Annotated in this window: 21 protein-coding genes; 10 read left to right on the top strand and 11 right to left on the bottom strand. The window is 54.7% G+C overall.

The window, feature by feature from the left end:
- Nucleotides 1-7: 7 nt before the first annotated feature.
- From dmul_RS00105 to gap, 10 genes are all read right to left on the bottom strand, one after another.
- Nucleotides 8-691: a F0F1 ATP synthase subunit A gene (locus dmul_RS00105; protein ID WP_020876463.1), complete on the bottom strand. Its 684-nt coding sequence runs from the start codon at nucleotides 689-691 to the stop codon at nucleotides 8-10.
- Nucleotides 692-701: 10 nt separating this feature from the next.
- The gene (locus dmul_RS00100) at nucleotides 702-1,016 is read right to left on the bottom strand and encodes an ATP synthase subunit I (protein WP_020876462.1); all 315 of its coding nucleotides are present in this window, start codon (nucleotides 1,014-1,016) and stop codon (nucleotides 702-704) included.
- A complete protein-coding gene (locus tag dmul_RS00095; protein WP_020876461.1) occupies nucleotides 1,003-1,329 on the bottom strand; it encodes an AtpZ/AtpI family protein in 327 nt (108 codons plus the stop codon). The genes dmul_RS00100 and dmul_RS00095 overlap by 14 nt, the downstream gene beginning before the upstream one ends.
- Entirely contained in the window at nucleotides 1,322-1,714 is a 393-nt protein-coding gene (locus tag dmul_RS00090) for an ATP synthase epsilon chain (protein WP_020876460.1), read from the bottom strand. Before dmul_RS00090 ends, dmul_RS00095 begins: the two co-directional genes overlap by 8 nt.
- A 42-nt stretch (nucleotides 1,715-1,756) precedes the next feature.
- Nucleotides 1,757-3,169, bottom strand: a complete 1,413-nt coding sequence (gene atpD / locus dmul_RS00085; protein WP_020876459.1) for a F0F1 ATP synthase subunit beta — start codon at nucleotides 3,167-3,169, stop codon at nucleotides 1,757-1,759.
- A 221-nt stretch (nucleotides 3,170-3,390) separates the two neighbouring features.
- Nucleotides 3,391-3,735, bottom strand: a complete 345-nt coding sequence (locus tag dmul_RS00080) for an ArsR/SmtB family transcription factor (RefSeq protein ID WP_020876458.1) — start codon at nucleotides 3,733-3,735, stop codon at nucleotides 3,391-3,393.
- A 200-nt stretch (nucleotides 3,736-3,935) separates the two neighbouring features.
- Entirely contained in the window at nucleotides 3,936-5,642 is a 1,707-nt protein-coding gene (locus dmul_RS00075; RefSeq protein ID WP_020876457.1) for an ABC1 kinase family protein, read from the bottom strand.
- A 101-nt stretch (nucleotides 5,643-5,743) separates the two neighbouring features.
- Nucleotides 5,744-5,986 (bottom strand): hypothetical protein, encoded by a 243-nt coding sequence (locus dmul_RS00070; protein ID WP_020876456.1) that lies wholly within the window; start codon nucleotides 5,984-5,986, stop codon nucleotides 5,744-5,746.
- An 85-nt stretch (nucleotides 5,987-6,071) separates the two neighbouring features.
- The gene (locus tag dmul_RS00065) at nucleotides 6,072-6,746 is read right to left on the bottom strand and encodes an HAD family hydrolase (RefSeq protein WP_020876455.1); all 675 of its coding nucleotides are present in this window, start codon (nucleotides 6,744-6,746) and stop codon (nucleotides 6,072-6,074) included.
- 103 nt (nucleotides 6,747-6,849) lie between these two features.
- A complete protein-coding gene (gene gap / locus dmul_RS00060) occupies nucleotides 6,850-7,854 on the bottom strand; it encodes a type I glyceraldehyde-3-phosphate dehydrogenase (protein ID WP_020876454.1) in 1,005 nt (334 codons plus the stop codon).
- Nucleotides 7,855-8,197: 343 nt separating this feature from the next.
- Here gap and hslO point away from each other — a divergent pair, with 343 nt between their 5' ends.
- The 10 genes from hslO (at nucleotide 8,198) to dmul_RS00010 (ending at nucleotide 19,770) form a co-directional block, all read left to right on the top strand.
- Nucleotides 8,198-9,097, top strand: coding sequence for an Hsp33 family molecular chaperone HslO (gene hslO, locus dmul_RS00055; RefSeq protein WP_020876453.1), 900 nt, complete (start codon nucleotides 8,198-8,200; stop codon nucleotides 9,095-9,097).
- On the top strand, nucleotides 9,097-11,172 hold the full coding sequence (locus tag dmul_RS00050; protein WP_020876452.1) for an NAD(+) synthase: 2,076 nt from the start codon (nucleotides 9,097-9,099) through the stop codon (nucleotides 11,170-11,172). Before hslO ends, dmul_RS00050 begins: the two co-directional genes overlap by 1 nt.
- Before the next feature lie 188 nt (nucleotides 11,173-11,360).
- Nucleotides 11,361-12,071 carry a queuosine precursor transporter gene (locus tag dmul_RS00045; RefSeq protein WP_020876451.1) on the top strand — a complete coding sequence of 237 codons (711 nt, stop codon included), beginning with the start codon at nucleotides 11,361-11,363 and terminating at the stop codon, nucleotides 12,069-12,071.
- Entirely contained in the window at nucleotides 12,068-13,138 is a 1,071-nt protein-coding gene (locus dmul_RS00040; RefSeq protein ID WP_200809314.1) for a KamA family radical SAM protein, read from the top strand. The genes dmul_RS00045 and dmul_RS00040 overlap by 4 nt, the downstream gene beginning before the upstream one ends.
- 176 nt (nucleotides 13,139-13,314) lie before the next feature.
- On the top strand, nucleotides 13,315-13,860 hold the full coding sequence (locus tag dmul_RS00035; protein WP_020876449.1) for a C40 family peptidase: 546 nt from the start codon (nucleotides 13,315-13,317) through the stop codon (nucleotides 13,858-13,860).
- 197 nt (nucleotides 13,861-14,057) lie between these two features.
- Complete coding sequence (locus tag dmul_RS00030; RefSeq protein ID WP_020876448.1) at nucleotides 14,058-14,867, top strand: 4Fe-4S dicluster domain-containing protein; 810 nt, start codon at nucleotides 14,058-14,060, stop codon at nucleotides 14,865-14,867.
- A gap of 389 nt (nucleotides 14,868-15,256) precedes the next feature.
- The gene (locus dmul_RS00025) at nucleotides 15,257-17,056 is read left to right on the top strand and encodes a coiled-coil domain-containing protein (protein ID WP_020876447.1); all 1,800 of its coding nucleotides are present in this window, start codon (nucleotides 15,257-15,259) and stop codon (nucleotides 17,054-17,056) included.
- A 39-nt stretch (nucleotides 17,057-17,095) separates the two neighbouring features.
- Complete coding sequence (locus dmul_RS00020) at nucleotides 17,096-17,830, top strand: mechanosensitive ion channel family protein (protein WP_020876446.1); 735 nt, start codon at nucleotides 17,096-17,098, stop codon at nucleotides 17,828-17,830.
- 650 nt (nucleotides 17,831-18,480) lie between these two features.
- Complete coding sequence (locus dmul_RS00015; RefSeq protein WP_020875357.1) at nucleotides 18,481-18,891, top strand: hypothetical protein; 411 nt, start codon at nucleotides 18,481-18,483, stop codon at nucleotides 18,889-18,891.
- Nucleotides 18,892-18,975: 84 nt separating this feature from the next.
- A complete protein-coding gene (locus tag dmul_RS00010) occupies nucleotides 18,976-19,770 on the top strand; it encodes a lytic transglycosylase domain-containing protein (protein ID WP_020875356.1) in 795 nt (264 codons plus the stop codon).
- A 148-nt stretch (nucleotides 19,771-19,918) separates the two neighbouring features.
- On the opposite strand, the gene dmul_RS00005 is transcribed toward dmul_RS00010, so the two are convergent.
- A complete protein-coding gene (locus dmul_RS00005; RefSeq protein WP_020875355.1) occupies nucleotides 19,919-20,308 on the bottom strand; it encodes a hypothetical protein in 390 nt (129 codons plus the stop codon).
- Between the last annotated feature and the right edge of the window lie 207 nt (nucleotides 20,309-20,515).

Genomic DNA, 20,515 nt, shown 5'->3' with positions numbered 1-20,515 from the left:
TCTCCTTTCAAGTGGTTTTCTTCCGCTCTCCCACCGTCATGCCGGCACTGATGTAAATCGCAGCCAGAACGGCAAAAATATAGGCTTGAACCATTCCCGTCAAAAGCCCCAGCACCTGCATGAGCACCGGAAACACCAAGGGGGCGATCATCAATAGAATAGCGCCGATCATGGAGCCGCTCATCATGTTTCCAAAGAGGCGGACGGCCAGGGCCAGAGTCCGGCTCAACTCCCCCATGACGTTAAACGGCAGCATCAAGGGCGTAGGCCGCAGATAATTCAAAAGATAGGAGACGAAGCCCACCTTTGAAATACCGAAAACGGGAACTGCCAAAAACACGCAGACCGCCAGGGCGGCCGCTGTGGACAGGGATCCCGTCGGCGATCTGAACCCGGGGACCACCGACAGGAGATTGGAGATCGCGATAAACAAAAACAGCGTCCCCACAAACGGAAACAATTCCCTGGTTCTGGTTTTCGACACCGCGTCCAGTTGCCGTTTCATACCCGCGACAATGGATTCCAGCAGGTTCTGCCATGGTGAAATGCGAACACTCGAGGTGAGACGTCGCGTCACCAGCCAGGAACCGAAGCTCATAACCGTCATTACCAGCCAGGTAAACAGAAGGGTCGCGTTCAGGGTAAAGGGACCACAAGACCAATAGACGATCGTGTCCGGGGTGATTTCCATATCGCCCTCCTCAGGTCTGCTCGCTCCCGATGAATTTTTCGGGATTGCCCTCCGGGGGCCCGAGCGTTCGGGTCAAGATGAAACGCATCAGAAAAAATGTCGCCAGGGTAATGAAAAAGCATATCAGATCGTTTCGAACGACGAGCCAGAACCCCAGCATTGCCACGCTCACCCGGACCATGTAACTGACGGCCAGCCAACGTCCGGGTTTCGTACTTTTAGACAGTCCGGCAAGGGTCCACCAGAGGCCGTAAAAATAAAAGCCCCCGATCCCCAGGCCCCACATCGCAGCCAATCCCCAGCGCAGCAGATCACTCCTCGTCATTATTCATCTCCCGAGTGATGATGTTTCGTTGACGGGAAATCCAGCACCACGCGTTGATGCACCCGATGATCACACCGATCAGCATCAGCATCAGGGTCCACGAGGGGGGGCCGGGCCATTTCAGGTCGATCCAGATGCCGACAAAAATACCCAATACCGCCGGAACGGCCACGGACCAGCCCACCAATCCGAACACCCCCAGGCCAAACCAGACTTCGTCTGATTTTTTGCGGCGTGCATGAATTTTCCGTTTTTCCCGTCGATCCACATCGTGGATGAAAGCCTTTGATGATCGGGTCAATTTTTCAGGCATTTTTGCGGAACTCCATGAAGCGTCGAACAAAATCCGCTTCCAGCCTGGCCACGGCCGCACGTGTCTTGCGATCTCTGTCGTCTTCCTCGCGGATCATGACGTCAACGGCATTTTTCAGGTCCCCCAGCGGCCCCTCAACCGCCATTTGCGTAGCAACGGTGACACTGTTCCCCTGTTTGACCAGAATGCCGCCGATCAAAGCCACAAACACCTCCCGGCCTTCAGGCGTTTCATAAGAGAGTATCCCGGGAACCAGCGCTGTCGCCATGTCGATATGACGGGGCAAAAGGGTGAAACACCCTGCCGGGCTCTCGGCCTTGACCTTGACGGCCGCATCGTTCAGGAAAATTTCGGACGGCTGATGGATTGTCAATTCCACGGGCATTCACCAAGCAATCATTTTCCGTTTCTTGTTGCGTTTTTGGCCTCATCTGTTTTTGGCCTCATCTATGGATCCAATCATATAGAGCGATTGTTCAGGGTACTCAGAGAATTCATCATCGAGGATGCGCGCGCACCCTGAAACCGTATCTTCTATGTCCACCATACGGCCCTCGTACCCGGTGAACTGGTAAGTGGTAAAAAAAGGCTGGGTCAAAAAACGCTCCAGGCGCCTTGCCCTGGACACAATCCGGCGGTCCTCCCTTGAGAGTTCTTCGAGCCCCAGCATGGCAATAATGTCCTTCAGCTCTTCGTAAACGGCCAGGGTTTTGATGACCTCCCGGGCCACGTCATAGTGATCTTTTCCCACAATCCTCGGCTGCAGCATGGCGGAGCGGGACTGGAGAGGGTCCATGGCCGGATAAAAGCCTTCGCCGGCCCGTTTTCGGGAAAGGACGATGGATGCCGAAAGGTGGGAAAAGGTATGAACGGCGGAAGGGTCCGTGAGATCGTCGGCAGGAACATACACCGCCTGAATGGAGGTGATGGCGGCCATCCGCGTGCTGGCGATCCGCTCCTCCAGCTCGGCCAGCTCCGTCGCCAGTGTCGGCTGATACCCCATTCGGGAGGGAAGCCGCCCCAGAAGCCCGGACAATTCCGAGCCTGCCTGGATGAATCGGAAAATATTGTCGATGAGGAGCAGTACATCCTGATCCAGATCGTCCCGAAAATATTCGGCCATGGTCAGGGCCGCATGTCCTACCCTGAACCGGGCGCCCGGCGGTTCGTTCATCTGACCGAATACCATGACCGTATTCTTCAGGACGCCGGCTGCGTTCATTTCCCGGTAGAGTTCCTCCCCTTCCCGACATCGCTCGCCGATACCGCAGAAGATACTCATACCCTTGTGTTTTCCGACCATGTTGTGGATGAGTTCCGTGATCACCACGGTCTTTCCAACCCCGGCGCCTCCGAACAGGCCCGCCTTCCCGCCGCGCTCCAATGGGGCCAGGAGGTCGATGGCCTTGATGCCCGTATGAAAAACCGTTTCGGTCGTTACGCGTCGCGCCAGGTCAATGGGTTGACGGTGAATGGAGCGAAGGACGACGTTTTCGGGGGCTTCATTGCCGTCGATGGGAACACCGAAAAGATTGAACATGCGGCCGGGGAGGGATTTGCCCACCGGCACCTTCAGGGTCTCCCCGTCACTCCACGCCGCGTCGCCGCGTGCCAGCCCCGCCGTTGCAGTAAGGGCGATGCCCCGAAAGGTATGCTCATCCAGGTGAACGGCCGTTTCGATGAATACGCCGTCGTTTTCTCCGGCCCGGAACAAGGTGTTGATGGGCGGTACGGACTCCGCGGAGGCGATATCGACGACACTCCCGCGAACCGCTAAAATTCTGCCGACATATTTACGGTCGGCACTCCTTTTCGGTGAATCCTCCATCGTCACCGCCATCGGGGCTCCTCATTGAAAAATAGCAGAACGTAACGTACGTTACTTTTTTTACGATCCCGCATAGCGGCTGTCAACCCGATTCGCATGAGTTTTTCAGATCGGCTCGAGGCTTCGGCCCCCAAGACGCCGGAAAAACCCGGCTGTATCGTCCGTGAAAAAACAGGTTACGACCCGATTTCAATCTATATTACGTCATATAGCGATATATTGACCGTAAGACGTCAGTCGCCGCATATGATTTCACGACGGATATCCGGAAGCCGTTCCATCAGACAAACCACTTCCGGATCCGCCTCCAGCCAATGGCGAAGGTTGCCGAGAAGACTCGATGCATAGGGGCTTTTCGAGCCGTCGGCCAATTGATAATTGACCCACAAGCCGTCCTTCGAAAAAAAGATCAGTCCCGCCTCTTCCAGTATTTTGAGATGCTTGCTGACCGAAGACTGGGCAATACCTAGCGCGGCCTGGATTTCGCAGACACACAAAATCCGGCGTTGCAGTAATTTGATCATCTTCACCCGATTGGGATCCGAAAGCGCCTTCATGACTTTGATAAATTCTTTCATGATCACCCCATATATCGTTATTTTGGAATATATTATGCTCGCAGTCAACTGTCAACCGAAACGTGTATGAAATGACGCTGCTCGATATGGGTGAGGCCGGCCGGATAACACTTTTCAGAGGGGCGGCTGTTTTCCTTCGAAAACGCGTGATGTCGTTAACGAGAATGGAACGCGGCCGGTGCGGCATGCCGAGAGGCGCCTTACATCTTTCCCGACCGGAAGATGGAGATGATGAGCCAGAGGCCCAGAAGCGTGGCGATGGAGTAACCGGTCATGCCAAGGAGGATGGTGAGAGAAACAGTGAATCCGCCCAGGGTGATGTTCATAATCCCGTTCGGTGAATTGAGCACCAGGGAGCCTGCGATGGTCGAGGCGGCGATGATCATGCCCACCACGGCCCGGTTGAGACCCCGTTCGAATCGTCCGATTGCAGGGTCGAAGCCGCTGTGACGAATCTCGATGCGGTGTTTTCCTTCGGCGGTCCGCTTGAAGATGGCGTGGGCGAACCGGGGCATCATCTTCAGATAGGCACCCATGGATCGCGTATCCCGGCCCATATTCTTCAAAAGCTTCCGGGCGTCGTAACCCCGTTGCAGCAGGTTCCGGGCATAGGGCCGCGTGACCTCCAGTATACTGGCGTCACTTCCAAGAATCTTTCCCAGAGCCTCCGTCTGAACGAAGGTTTTGAGCAGAAGAAGAAGGTTCCGGGGAAGCCGGATGCGGTACTTGTAGGCCAGCCGCATGACCTGTTCGTAGACATCCTTCACGGAGATGGTCTGAAGAGAGCGACCGTAGAAGGGTTCGCTCATGTCCTTGAGATCCGTTCGGAACCGCTTGAAGTCGATAACGTCGTCGTCAACGAGGCCGGCCTCCCTGAAGGCGTCCATGATCATGTCGTAGTCATGTTCGGCATACCCGAGAAATATGTTGGCCACCTGCATCATGGTCTCTTCGTCCAGGTAGCCGATGATCCCGAAATCGACCAGACTGACGCGACCGTCGTACATCACGATGGTGTTGCCGGGGTGGGGATCGGCGTGGAAAAATCCGAAATCCATCAGTTGACGGGAAAAGGACCTGAGACCGATCATGGCGACTTCCTTTGGATCGATGCCCGCTTGGCGGATCAGGTCCACCTGGTCCATCTTGATACCGTCGATATATTCCATGACCAAAACGGAACGGGCGGTGTGCGCCCAGTAGACCCGTGCCGTGTAGATCTCGTCGCTGTCCGAAAAATTGGCCGAAAATTTCTCGATGTTGCCGGCCTCTATGTACATGTCGAGTTCCCGGAAGACCGTCCGTTCGAACTCCCGGACCAGGTTCACAGCGCCGATGATTCGGAGGAACTCGAACAGCTTTTCCAGCTTTTCCGCAAAATAGTACATTACACGGATGTCTTCCCGGATCGTTCCCTCGATACCCGGGCGGATCACTTTGACGGCCACCCGGTCGCCGTTCATGAGGCGCGCCTCATGAACCTGAGCGACGGAGGCCGCGGCCATGGCTTCAGGGTGAAACTCCGAAAAAATCCGTTCAAGGGGGGCGCCCAGTTCGCCTTCCACCACGTCCCGGATGGCCGTGAACGGCACCGGCGGGACGCTGTCCTGAAGCTTCTTGAACTCGTCCGTGTATTCCGGCGGAAAGACGTCCGCCCGCACACTCATCAATTGTCCCAGCTTGATGAAACTCGGACCGAGTTCCTCCATTATCCGGCGGATGCGGACGGGTGAATGGAACGCTGGTCGAGGCATTCCTTTTTTTTCTGGATGGTTACGCTCGTCCGCCGCCGTCCGTCTGAATACGCGATCCGCCACATTTCCATAGCCGTGCCTGGCCAGGACCCGGCTGATAGCCGCAAAACGACGGATTCCCCTGAACGGCTGAAAGCCGGTATTTTCTCTCATATGGGCCCTGTCCCCATCATTCCTTTTGCGGTTGCAAAGCTATTTCTCAAATATCCTGCCACAGAGGATCCGGTCACCATCATAAAAGTCGAAAGTTGAGGCTATTTTTTGCCGCCGCCTGGATCAACCTTGTTCCATCGCCGGGTCACCTCTTCCAACTTGGATGGATCGGCGATATAACTCTCCACCAACCCGCAAGCCGCACAGACATAATTGTCCAAAGCGGCCACCGACATCAGACCGATGGGAATGGCGTTGCTGGAGAAGGGACCGCTTTTGAGGGGGATGTCGGCACCGGAATAGATTTCTTTAGAACCACACTTCGGACATTGACCGTTTTTCATCTTTATGGTTTCCTCGCATTGAAATTTTTGGATGACCCGCCTGAAAAATTCAAATTAGGATGAAAACCGATGGAATGTCAAATGATCAGGGGATGGGATCATCAAAAAAGCGCAGCAGCTCCATGGGATGGCGGATCAGGCTTTCAGCCCCGCCCGCCGAGAGCTCGGACGGCGACCGGAACCCCCAGCAGGCACCGACGGAAAACATGCCGGCGGCTCTGGCCGTCCTCATGTCCGTGGGCGTATCTCCCAGGAAGAGAACCGCCGCAGGGGAAATCCCCATCCCATCGGCGATCTCGAGAGCTGCTGCAGGATCGGGCTTTCTCGGCACCCCTTCCCGTTGACCGAATACCGCTGCAAAGGTCCATTCCGGAAAAAATCGCTCCACAAAAGCCGTGGTGAAGGCATGCGGTTTGTTGGAGAGGACCGAGAGCCGGACCCCCCTTTCGGAAAGTCCGTCCAGGAGCTCTGGAACGCCGGGGTAGGGTCGGGAATGATGATGCCAGCACCCCTCGTACTCCCGAAAGAACGCCTGGACGCCCGCCTGGACTCGCTCCGACGACCGGGCCTTTTCCGGAAGCGCTCGCCGCATCAATTCGACCACGCCGTCGCCCATGAACCGATAATAAGCGGCCCCGGGGTGCTCGAGAAAGCCGTATCGGCTCAAAACCCGGTTGACGGCATCTCCCACGTCGGCTGCCGAATCGATCAGGGTACCGTCCAGGTCAAAAATAATCGCCTTGTATGCGCCTATGGTCACGGATACGCCCCCTCCTTTTTACAGATGACCGGGCGCGTTTGACCGACAACGGAAAAACGAGCCCGACAAATTCAAACCATACTCAACACCATGATCGGAGACCTTACTGGGACGCGCCGACCATGGCGGCAAGATCCACCATCCGATTGGAATACCCGGTCTCGTTATCGTACCATGAGAGGACCTTTACCATGTCGCCCACGGTGTAAGTGTTCGGTGCATCCACTACGGATGACAGTTCGCACCCATTGTAGTCCGTCGACACCAGGGGGAGTTCGCTGTACCCCAGGATCCCTTTCAGGGCGTTCTCGGAGGCTTCCTTGAGGGCGCTGTTGACGTCGCTCACCGTCACCCCCGATTTCGCAACAGTGCACACGAAGTCGACCAGGGATACATTGGGTGTGGGAACGCGGATAGCCAGGCCGTTGAGCTTGCCCGAAAGATCCGGGAGCACCAGCGCCACCGCCTTGGCCGCGCCGGTGGTGGTCGGAATCATGGAAAGCGCCGCAGCCCGGGCCCGCCGCAGGTCCTTGTGGGGAAAGTCGAGCAGCCGCTGATCGCCGGTATAGGAATGGATGGTCGTCATGAGACCCCGGTTGATGCCGAAGCTTTCGTTGAGGACCTTTGCCACCGGCGCGAGACAGTTGGTGGTGCATGAGGCGTTGGATATGATGTGGTGCTGATCGGGTCGGTATTCATGATCATTGACCCCCATGACGATGGTAACATCGGGATTTTGAGCCGGCGCGGAGATGACGACCTTCCGTGCCCCCGCGATGAGATGCTTGCCGGCGCCGTCCCGGTCCCGAAAAAAACCGGTGCATTCCGCTACGACGTCGACGCCCAGATCCTTCCAGGGCAGCTGGGCCGGATCCTTGATGTCGGTGTATGGAATCTCCTGCCCATCCACTACGATGGCGCCTTCTTTTGCGACGACGTCGACGTCCAGGCGACCGTGGACCGAATCATACTTGAGGAGGTGGGCCATGGTGGCGGCGTTGGTGAGGTCGTTGATGCCGACGACCTCTATATCCGGATGTTTCATGGCGGCCCTGAACACCACGCGACCGATTCTTCCAAAACCATTGATGCCGATTTTAATGCTCATCTTTTCTCCTTTTTGGATTTTCCGTTGAGCGATAATGGGATGCTGCATACTTTCCCCAAAATAATCATAATTTTGCAATTTCAAAGGTTGACGTCAACTTTCGGTGTTCATGACAGCCTGCGCTCCATGTCGTTGGCATAAAGAGGCTGAAGGCCGAAGACTGAAGGCTGAAGGGGTACGCCTGTGACGAATGGGGCATTTAGCCCCTTCAGCCTTCAGTCTTCAGTCTTCAGCCTCTAAAGCTGTCCCCCTGACGAAACCCGGAAGTTGAGGGTTGACTTTTAAAGGATGCGCTGTAGTAATCTCAAAGACATGAAAATCAACCCGTTCAAAGGAGAGCGTCGTGAGAGATTACCTGGTTCGGGTCGTCGCCCGGCACGATAACGTTCGAGGTTTGGCTTGCATTACCACCCGTCTGGTCCGGGAGGCCTGCCGTCGCCACGACGTATATCCAACGGCAGCCGTAGCCCTGGGTCGAGCCCTCACCGGCGGAGCGCTCATGGGGGCGCTCATGAAAACCGGTCAACGGACGGCACTGAAGTTCGAGGGCAACGGCCCCCTTGGAAAGATAGTTGTGGAAGCCGACAGCGACGGCGGCGTAAGGGGATACGTGGGCAATCCTCATGTGGACCTGCCGCCTGCCGGAGGCAAGTTCGACGTGGCCGGCGCCCTGGGAAAAGCGGGGCTGCTCACCGTCACCAAAGATCTGCGGGTGAAGGAGCCTTACCGTGGGATCGTTCACCTTTATACCAGTGAGATCGCTGAGGATATTGCCTATTATCTTCTGGAATCGGAACAAATTCCCTCTGCCGTCGGTCTGGGTGTTTTCGCCGATGCGTCAGGAATTACCGCAGCCGGCGGATTCCTGATCCAAACCTTACCGCCGGCGGATGAGACCGTCATCGACACCCTGTCGCGACGAATTGAAACGCTCCCCCCCGTCACTGAAATGCTTCATGCAAGCCTGACGCCCGAGGAGATTCTCGACAAAATCTTCGAAGGCATTCCGATTGACGTATTGGAAAAACGAGCGCTCACCTTTCGATGCACCTGCAACCGGGAGCGGTTCGCAAAGGCGCTCATCGCCCTCGGCAGAAAGGAGATTGAAACCCTGATCCAGAGGCATGAGCCTGTCGAACTCACCTGTGAATTCTGCCGGAAAACCTATGTATTTGACGTCGAATCCCTTCAGGCGCTGATCGAGGAGTTGTCCGTTCGTGACTCCGGCATCCAGGATAACTGATGGAGGACCCCTTGAGCCATCCATTCCATTCCATCTATACTCACGGCTTCATCCGGGCGGCAGTCTGCCTGCCGACGCTCCGGGTCGCCGACCCGGTCTTCAACACCCGAAGGACATTGGATCTCGCCCGAAAGGCTTCCGAATCCCGTGCCGCCGTGGCGCTATTTCCGGAGATGGGACTCTCGGCCTATTCCAATGAAGATTTGTTTCATCAGGAGGCCCTGCTATCGGTTACGGCCTCGGCGCTCCTCCAGGTGGTGGAGGGCAGCCGGAGCCTCTCGCCGCTCCTTATCGTGGGAGCGCCACTGCGCTTCGAGGGGAAGCTTTTCAACTGCGCCGTGGTGATCTACCGAGGACGAATCCTGGGTGTCGTTCCCAAGACCTATCTTCCCAATTATCGGGAGTTTTACGAAAAGCGACAGTTCACCTCCGGAATGAACGCCGTCTCCCGGGAGGTTCGCCTGATGGGACATACCGTTCCCTTCGGCGCCGATTTGATCTTCGAGGCCGACAATTTTCCCGGTTTTTGCCTGGCCGTGGAGATCTGCGAAGATGTCTGGACCCCCATCCCCCCGTCGACCTACACTGCTCTTGCCGGCGCCACGGTTCTGGCCAACCTCTCGGCCAGCAACATCACCGTGGGCAAAGCCGATTACCGACGAAACCTCTGCGCCGTTCAGTCGGGCAGATGTCTGGCCGCCTATTTATACTCCGCCGCCGGGCCCGGGGAGTCGACCACGGATCTTGCCTGGGACGGTTATGCGCTGATTTATGAAAACAACGAACTTCTGGCCCAATCGGAGCGCTTTTCCGACACCGAACAGATCGTGCTGGCGGACATCGATCTGGAGCTCCTGGTTCAGGAGCGGATGCGGACGACGAGTTTCAACGACGCCGTGGGCGTTCATCGGGACCGGCTTGCCGGCATTCGCCGGATTCCCTTCGATTTTGCCGTTCCAACCGGAGACATTCCCCTGATCCGTCGGGTGGAGCGCTTTCCATTCGTTCCCAGCGAGGCCGACAAGTGCGACGAACGCTGTTACGAGGCCTACAACATCCAGGTCCACGGCCTGATGAAGCGGCTTGCCGCATCGGGCATCGATCGGGTGGTGATCGGCGTTTCCGGGGGGCTCGACTCCACTCAGGCCCTCATCGTGGCCGCCAGGACCATGGATCGCCTGGGCCTGCCCCGGAAGAACATTCTCGCCTACACCATGCCCGGGTTCGCCACCAGTCGTGCCACGCATGAAAACGCCCTCAGGCTGATGGCGGCACTGGCGGTATCGGCCGCGGAACTCGACATCCGACCGTCGGCCATGCAGATGATGCGGGACATCGATCATCCCTTTGCCCGGAATCAGCCGGTTTACGACGTCACCTTCGAAAATGTTCAGGCTGGGGAGCGGACTTCCCATCTTTTCCGTCTGGCCAACCTTCACCACGCCCTGGTCCTGGGCACCGGCGATCTGAGTGAGCTTGCTCTGGGGTGGGCCACTTACGGCGTCGGGGATCACATGTCCCACTATAACGTCAATGCCTCGGTGCCCAAGACCTTGATCCAGCACCTCATCCGATGGGTCGTCGAAACCCGGCAGTTCGACGATGAAACCGGTGAAGTGCTCGCGGCCGTTCTGAACACCGAGATTTCGCCCGAGTTGATCCCCGCCGGTGCCGAAAACGCTGAACAACCGGCCCAGCGAACCGAAGAGAAGATCGGACCCTACGAACTCCAGGACTTCAATCTCTTTTACATCACCCGCTACGGGTTTGCGCCCAGCAAGGTCGCTTTTCTCGCCCATCACGCCTGGAGCGATGCGGGCCGGGGCCGGTGGTCCGATCTGATTCCCCCGCAAAAACGGCATCAGTACGACCTCTCCGAAATCAGGAAATGGCTCGATCTTTTTGTCTACCGATTCTTCAAAATCAGCCAATTCAAACGATCGGCCGTTCCCAACGGACCCAAGGTGGGCTCGGGCGGATCCCTTTCCCCTCGCGGCGACTGGCGGGCCCCCAGCGATGCCGAGGCCGTTGTGTGGCAAAACGAGCTCCGGGAGAAGATGCCGGATATATATTGATTCGACTTTCGATTTTCATGATGTGAGCGAATAGATACGGCCTGTCAAAGTCGAAAGTTGAGTTAAGTATTGAAAAGCCCTTCTCTTGAAATTTTCAGCCGGAGTCTGTATGAAGGACCGACGAATCCTTTGATCAAGCCGGAGCACGGCTCCGGCCGTTTTTTTATCATCAACCGAAGGAAGATTTCATGACCAGTGCCAACCCCTTTCCGGAAAAACCGGCTGAGGGTTCTTATTCCCAATGGTTCATTGCGACGACCGCCGTTTTTATCACCGCTCTCATCACTGCCAATATCATCGCCGTCAAGTTGATCAGCTTCGCAGGTTGGATCCTGCCGGCAGCCGTCATCATTTTTCCCGTCAGCTACATTGTCGGCGACATTCTGACGGAAGTCTACGGATATCGTCAGGCCCGCCGGGTGATCTGGCTCGGGTTCTGCTGCAACCTGATCGCCGTCGCGGCCATATGGATCGGGGGTACGCTGCCGGCAGCCGGCTTCTGGGACGCCCAGTCCGCCTACGACCGGATTCTGGGATATACGCCCCGCCTGCTGGCGGCCTCCTTTGCCGCTTACCTGGTTGGGGAATTCACCAACGCCTATATTCTGGCCAAAATGAAGATCGCCACCGGAGGACGCTGGCTCTGGACCCGGACCATCGGCTCGACACTGGTCGGTCAGGGGCTCGATTCGACCGTTTTCATCACCCTGGCCTTTGCAGGAACGATCCCGCCTTCAGGCATCATCACCGCTGTCGCCACCCAATGGCTCGTCAAGTCGGTCTATGAAGCGCTCATGACGCCGTTTACTTACGGCATCGTCAATTTTCTCAAACGTCGGGAGGGGATCGATGTCTACGACATCGACACCCGATTCAATCCTTTCAACACTCAGGCATGATGAACGATCGACCCTGGCAGGATCTTCTCGCGGAAAGCGTCACCTCGGCCGATGAACTCTGCCGCAGGTTTCCCGTCGCCCGAAAAACCGTTTTGCCCGTTATCGACCAATACCCCATGCGGATCAATCCCTATTTTCTCTCCCTGATCCGCGAACCCGGCGATCCCATCTGGCGACAGGCAATTCCGGATCCGGCAGAACTGGAAGACACCCTTCCCGAAGCCGACCCTTTGGCGGAGGAAGCCCAGTCGCCCGTGCCCGGCCTGATCCACCGCTATCCTGACAGAGTGGTCTTCCTGGTGTCCTCCCAATGCGCCCTCTTCTGCCGTCACTGCATGCGGAAGCGACAGGTCGGAAAGTCGAACGCGATGAAACCCGGCACTGTTGACAACGGGATCGCCTATATCCAGGAAACCCCGGCTATTCGGGATGTCATTCTGTCGGGAGGTGATCCCTTTCTGCTTTCGGACGACCATCTCATCGAAGACATTTTAAAGCCGCTTCGGGGGATCCCTCACGTGGAAATTCTCCGGATCCATACCCGAATCCCCTGTACCCTCCCCCAACGGATCACCGAAGCCCTTGTCCGGCGACTCAAGGCCTTCGCACCGCTTTACATCAACATCCAGTTCAACCACCCGGCGGAAATAACGCCGAACGCGACGCAAGCCTGTGCCCGTCTCGCCGATGCGGGCATCCCCTTAGGCTGCCAGACAGTGCTGCTGAAAGGCGTCAACGACAGTCCCGTCGTGATGAGGCGCCTCATGCAAAAGCTCCTCGCCATCCGCGTCAGACCTTACTACATCCACCAGGGGGATCTGGTGAAGGGCACCGGCCATTTCCGCACCTCCGTCCGCGAAGGACTCGACATCATGTCGGCCCTTCGGGGGCACACATCGGGTATGTGCGTACCCCAGTATATGATCGATTTGCCCGGGGGCGGCGGAAAGATTCCGCTTCTGCCCGAATATGTGATTGAAAAACGCCATAACGAATGGTATATACAGACCTTCGACAACAGAATCGTCGCATACCCCGTTTCGAACGAAGGCCGCCGCCGAAACTGATTTCCCATTCCCGTTGGTACCGCTCGAATGCATCATCGGATCGACGGCCCGGACTGTTTGAGCGCCAGCGAGTTTCCGGGCCGCCCGGAGCAGGCTTTAGCGGTACTTGAACGGAATCGCGCCGGGCGCGGGCCATATCCTCCCGGCACCGGCCTGTGAAAGTCGAAAGTTGAGTTATGAACTCGATTCGTTTTCCCATCGCCTCGGTCATTATCCTGGCATCCTTGTTTCTGGTGGGTTGCGGCGCCCTCCCCTTACGGGTCAAACCACCGGTCGCTCAACAGGATGCCGATTCCGTCAGATTCTGGCAGGGAATCAAGAACTGGCAAGGTGTTCCCTACCGGCACGGCGGAAGCAGCAACAGCGGGACCGATTGTTCAGGATTCGCGATGCGCTTCTATGAAAACCTGTACGGTATTCAACTTCCCAGAACCACGGCGGAGCAGATCAAGACCGGTATTCCGATTTCCGAGAAATCCCTGAAGCCCGGTGATCTGATCTTCTTCAGGTTTCGGAACAACACCGGTCATGTCGGCATCTATCTCGGCAATGGCCGTTTTACGCATGCCTCGCCCAAGAAAAAAGGGATCACGATATCCAGTCTGGACAACCCATATTGGAAATCAAGATATCGTGCGGCCCGCAGGATTCTGGAGAAACCGCCGAAAAAGCGGCTTCAGCTCTTTTCCACCATCAATTTGTCAGATCAAAACCGTTATTGAGAATCCAATGGTTTTTTCCGGCCGCTGCATCCGGAATCGCTTTTCTTGATCTACGTCAATGACATCGGCAGTACCCTTCGATATAAAGAAAACACTCAACGTTCGACTTTCATGACGGTGACCGGAAAGCTACGGTCTGTGAAAGTCGAAAGTTGAGTAAACAAATGAAACCGGATTCCCAAAGGAAGGAGATCGTCATGAAATGGACGGCGGAAGCCGAAGCGGAGATCAGAAAAGTTCCTTTTTTCGTCCGAAAAAAAGTCCGACATCGGGTTGAAAACGAGGCCAGGGCCGGCGGAAAATCAGTGGTCGGTCTGGCTGAGGTAAACAGCACCCGTACAAGATTCCTGAAAGGAATGGCATCCGAGGTCAAGGGATACCAGCTGGACGTCTGCTTCGGTCCCGGAGGATGCCCCCACCGGGCAGGGGATACCCGTCGGCTCATGGAACGCCTCGAATCTCTGCTCCGGAAAGCCGATCTGCTGAGTTTTCTCAAAAAACAGGTGAACGGACCCCTCAAATTCCATCATGAATTCCGGGTGACCCTGGCGGAATGTCCCAACGCCTGCTCCCAGCCCCAAATCAAGGACTTCGGCATCATCGCCGCAGTACCACCGAAATTGACGGATGTCGACTGCACCCGGTGCGGCGCCTGCCGGAAAGCTTGTCCCGACGACGCCATAGCGCTGCCGGAGGATGCGGCGCAGCCTGTCATCCACCCCGAACGATGCCTTTCCTGCGGCCGATGCGTCTGGGCCTGCCCATCGGGCACCCTTGCGGAACGCTGCCGGGGATACAAGATCCTTTTGGGTGGGAAATTGGGGCGACACCCCCGGCTCGCATCGGAAATACCCGGATTGTTTTCCGAAGACGAGGTGGTGATCGTTCTCGAGGCTTGTATCGATTTTTATAAAAAGAACAGCCGAAACGGTCGCCGATTTGCCGATCTGCTGACCCCCCAGGTGTTCAAAAGCTTTTCAGACACCTTTGGCAAGGCTTCATCCTGACCGAAAAATCGCCGCTGATCCCTCTTTTTTCAACGCCCTCCCCCGGCGCCCACACTTCAATGTTCGACTTTCGGTGTTCACAGGCCGAAGCCGGCCCCTCTTTCCGGTCACTATCACGAAAATACAGTTGAGTTACCGGTTGTATCCTTCCTGAATTTTCCGATATGGTATTGATTCAACTTTCGGTGTTCATAGGCCGGTGCCGCTTTCCGTTTACCATATTCAACTGTCGACGTTCATGATGGTGATCGGCACCGGCCTGAGAAAGTCGATAGTTGAGTACCATAGTTGAAAACCGAAATTTAAGAATCCCCTGACACCGTCGATGCGATATGCCGGTCGAAACGTCGGATTGTTATGGATTCCAGGACATCCGTCAAGGAGGAACGATGCTCTGTAAAAGGATGTATGTCACCATCGTCGGACTGATCATTATATCTTTGTTAGAGATGGGCTTTGGATTTTCGGCTCAAGGGGCACCCGGGGAAGATCATTCATCCTCGGATGCAACCGTCGCCGTGCCTTACGAAAATATCCGGCAACTGGTGGAAACCGCCCTGACCACGGAAGCAGACGAAATCAAGGCGTTGAAGGCACGATTCACCGCCCTCGATCGATACAAAAAGACGATCGATATCCTGCTGAGGGCCGCATCCCTCCAACAAACAGCCCATGCCAACCTCCTTGTCGAGCCGGCATCCGATCTTCAGGACATCCTTCAGGCCAAAAGCGACAGCGATGCCGTGATGACGAACCTGTCCGAGATGATGGCTCAGGCCCGTGACGAAAGGACAGCTGCGGAGACGCAACTCGCAAGGGTGGAGGAACAGATTCTTCTGAATCAAGAAAATCTCGCGACGATTCGGGAAGGAAAGTCCGATACCCCGATCACCGTCAAGCTGATCCGACGGATCGAGACACTTGACGACCTGCTCAATACCGAAAAGGAAATGCTCCGGAAGATCGTCGATACATATGAAGCATCTGAAGAAAAGCTGAAAGCGGCTCATGACCGGCTCTCCGTCATGGAAGACACGTTTGATAACGCCATATCGAAAAAGAAGAAGGAAGATCTCTTCAAACGCGGTGAGCCGGGTTTGGATGCCTTCGACATCACCCGCCTGGACGATTATATAGGCGATCTTCCGGACCGAATCATTTCGAAGTTGAACCATGACGTTCAGGCACTCCTCGACAAGGGACGTTTGCGCATCACAGGGATAATCCTCTTCGCACTTATAATCCTCGTCATCATGTTCCAGCTCAAGCGCAAAATCATCCAATGGGATAAAGATAATGAACTCGCCAGACATTACCCCCGCCGCCATCTGGTGCTCCGTATGGCGAGCCGTTCCATTCCTCTGGGATGGACGGCCGTCGTACTCTATTTTTTTGCATTCGTGAAGCACCTCTACGCTACAATAGCGCCGCTGGGAATCGGATTCGTCGTGGTGTTCGTCTGGCTATGGTCCCGATGGGGTCTGGATGCCGTCACATTCTGGAACCAGACGGTCCAACAAAAGATTCCCGAGCCTCTGGCGCTCCGGCTTCGTCTATTGATGCGCATCGTCCGTTATTTCACCCTCGCCGTCGTATTTCTGGTCTGGTTATATGGCCGGACCAGCATCATTTCCACAATTTGCAACATCGTTTTCTATTTGATCCTGGCTGTCTGGTCAGTGGGATTCAATCATAAACTCAATGAAAAAATTTCAAAAACCGTCTCTGCCACTTCCGTAAAAAGACTGACCCAAATCGCAATGATCACCATATACCTCATTCCGATGGGGGGGCTCATCATCAATTTGTCGGGATACCAGGCTTTTTCGAGTTACTGGCTGATCTCCTGGGGTATCAGTCTCTCCATCGCCCTCTGGTCCTGGCTCATTTTTCACATGATCCGGGAATGGCATGAACATTTTCGGAAAAGCAGCACATCCGCCGGCGCTTTAACCGGCAAAAACAGACCGTTCAAATGGTTTTGCATCCAGATCAGTTGGCTGGCATGGTTCTGGATATCCCTGATCGGCCTTATCTTTGCCTGGTATGTCGATAAAACCCGATTTTTCATAAACATCGTTCAATTGATGACATTGTCGCTCCCGATTGGAAGTTTAAACATCAATCTGGTCAACCTTCTCGGCATCGCCATCGTCCTTTTGGTCACCCACGTGCTGACTCGTATCTAGCCCAGGATATTTCAGGATAAATTTCTGACCGACAGCGGCATGAATGCCGGCCTCAAAAATTCGATCACCGTCATCACTACGTATGTCATATGGTTTTTCGGATTTCTCATGGTGCTGAACGTCCTGGGTGTCGACTCCAAATCCATGGCCGTTGCCTTCGGCGGCCTCGGCATCGGCCTGGGATTCGGTCTGCAGGCCATTTTCAACAATTTCTTCAGCGGAATCATTCTGCTCTTCGAACGCCCTATCCAGGTAGGCGACGTCGTCGAGGTCGGTGGGGTATGGGGCGAGGTGAAACAGATCAATGTCCGTGCTACGTTGATCCAAACCTACGACAACGCCTCTCTTTTGATCCCCAATTCGGAATTTATCAGCGGCCAGGTGACCAATTGGAGTTTCAAAGATTTTCGGGTCCGGAGAACCATCAATGTCGGCGTTGCCTATGGGAGCGACGTCGAAAAAGTTCGAGAGATCCTTTTCGACATTGCCGGCGCCATTCATGAAGTCTACAAATATCCCAAGCCTGTCGTCCTTTTTACGGATTTTGGAGACAGCGCCCTGCTCTTTCAACTTCGGGTATGGACCCATATTGAAAACGGCCTCTCGGTCGAAACGGAAATTCGTTTTGCCGTTGATCGGGAATTCAGAAAACACCGCATCGAGATTCCTTTTCCCCAAAGGGACTTACATATCCGATCTATTAACACACCTGAACTCTCTGATCTCGAATCCGGAATTTCGGATGTCGATATTGCCGCCAAGGCGTCGATGTAGGAAGCGATGTTTGTCGAGGTTGTACCGTCCTATAATATTCTATTTATATATCTTCTATCATATTCATTAGTGCTGTTCATATGTGTAATAACTTTTTATCTTTTTGATTACATTGGTATAATAGCTTTTTTGGTTTGATCAGTTTTTGTGGATATCGTGTCGACAAACCGCGAGTTTTGAATACCTGAAAACAATGTGACAATAATCGATGACTTGTAACACGGTTATGAACAAGCGGATGTTCACAACTTCAAACTCAACTTTCGGTGTTCACAGGCAGACGCCGGGAGGGTACGGCCCACGCGCTGCGCGGTTTCGTTCAAGTGCCGCTGAAGCTTACCGCTGAATGGGCTCGGCCGTATCCTCCCGACACCTCTATCTGGTCACCGTCATGACAGTTGAAATCAAAAAAGCCTGACCGGACTCTCATTGCTTTCGGATTGCTCCCGAGATCCTGAAAGCGTGGTTTGACAGATCCCTTCTCTTTTTATGGACAAGGCTGTTTTAAAAACATTCAAAACTTGGTATAAGCACCGCATCGAAGTCCGGCGATTCCGCAAAGAGACATATCATAAAAGCATCACCCTATAGGCTGTAATTTTGTAAACAGGAGATGACGATCCGGTGCAGACCGGAATTTGGAGATGGTTATGGAAAGACGACTGGTGGATACTCTATCCCTGGATAACGGGCTTACATTGAAATTGTATGACGGATCCAGGAAAATCGCCGCGGATCGATGGCAGGTGGCGTGCATCGCGAATGTGGCGGTGCCCGTCGATTTTCCGGATCCTGAAATGTTGTCGAGGGCTGGAATGACCCGAAACGACATCAGCGAAGCGCTTGGCGATCCGGTTCTTTTTGAGAAGGTATTGGAACGAAATTTTGTGGATGCATCGGATCTCAAGCCGGTGACGGACGGTTTGTTTCAATCCGTGGTCGACAGCCTGGTGCCTTATCTTTCCAGGCCGGATTTTCCGGGACGGTTTTTGATCCGAAAATATCAGGAATACCGACAGCAGACCGTATGGCGAAAAAAGGATGACTTATTTTTCGCTTGATTTGTTTCAAATCGTATAATAGAAATTATGACCATTGACGTTCAGAAGCCTTAACCGGTTCAAATTCAGGGAATCGCGTTGACTATGATCCTGATAAGACGCATCAAACGTTTCTATTTTCCCGGACTGTGCGTCCTGTGGCTGCTGGGCACTTCCGTAACAGACCTGCGTGCGGATATATACAGGTATGTTGACGACAGCGGGGTGATGCATTTTACCAATGTGCCCACCTCCGAACGGTATGAGATTTTTATCAAGGGGGATACCGAATCGCCGCCGAATGATCCGTCCGATGCACCCTCCGTTTCCATTGAATCCGCATTGACGTCCGACGTGCAATATGCCGGGGTCACGTCGTTTTCAGGTACCGATATCTACGATGATTACATTGCCATTGCCGCTCAATCCTACGATATTCCCTTCTGCCTGGTAAAATCGATCATCAAGGCCGAATCCAATTTTGATTGTAAGGCGATATCGATCAAAGGGGCTCAAGGGCTGATGCAGTTGATGCCGGATACGGCAAAACTCATGAATGTCAGCGACCCCTTTGATCCCTACGAAAACATCATGGGTGGAACCCGATACTTTCGTATGCTCCTCAATCAGTTCAACGGCAGGGTAAGACATGCCCTTGCCGGTTATAACGCCGGTCCCGGAAATGTTGAACGCCACAATGGTATTCCGCCGTTCAGGGAGACCCGGGATTACATCGGCAGGGTAGCCAGGTTCTATCGTCAGCTGAAATGGATGGAAGGTTTTCGGGAAGAACAGGCAAAAGAAACAGGACAGGAAGATCGTGACCAGGATAATCACCCCGTCGCGGTTGATCCGGTCCGTATTGAAGGGAAACTGACACAACTCACCCACGTCAACTGATCGGCATCGTCCATTGGACGTGAAGCCAACGAACTTCACGGTCCACCTTGGTACGACCTGACGAGATCATCGACCCTTTCCCGACATGCCATGACCATCGATTGTCGATACGCTTCAAGAAAAGGGTTTTCCTGAACACCATATCCGGTTACAATCTCAATGCATCCCTGATGCGGTCGATCTGTCGTTCTCTGTGAGCGGCGATCCGGGTATTGGCCAGTTTCATGAGAAGGCGGGCGGCATCGATGGGAGACTCTCCCCGGCTTTTCAGCAGCATCCGGTACCAGTGAGGGACATCCAGATTGAAGGCGTCGGACAGGTCGGCGGCATGTTTGCGGAGGGCAGCCGAAAAATCCTCGGTTATGGCGTCGCCGGCGTTTTCCGACGTTCGCGCGTCTGCGTATCGGGACAGGGTGGCGGCGACGCCCTGTTTGTGTTTTCGGTAGCGGGTGATGGGAATCACCCAGAAGCGAACGATGATATAGCCGAATGCCCCTGAAACAAAGCTTACGAATGCTGCGATGTAAATCAATTTCATACCCATCCTGTTCGACATGAAATGGTTTTTTCATCATAATTGACGGCCTTGGTGCGTTGTCGTCGGTACCAGACATCATGTTTCAAAGTCTATAAAACAGGACTGAAAAATACCATCTCTTTTTTTATGTTGAAGGCTTCAACTTTCGATTTTCACAGGCCGTATCTATTCGGTCACCATCATGGAAGTCGGAAGTTGAGATAAGGC

Origin of the sequence: Desulfococcus multivorans (assembly GCF_001854245.1) — a bacterium.
Lineage (GTDB): Bacteria > Desulfobacterota > Desulfobacteria > Desulfobacterales > Desulfococcaceae > Desulfococcus > Desulfococcus multivorans.
This window is presented reverse-complemented; position numbering and strand designations above follow the sequence as displayed.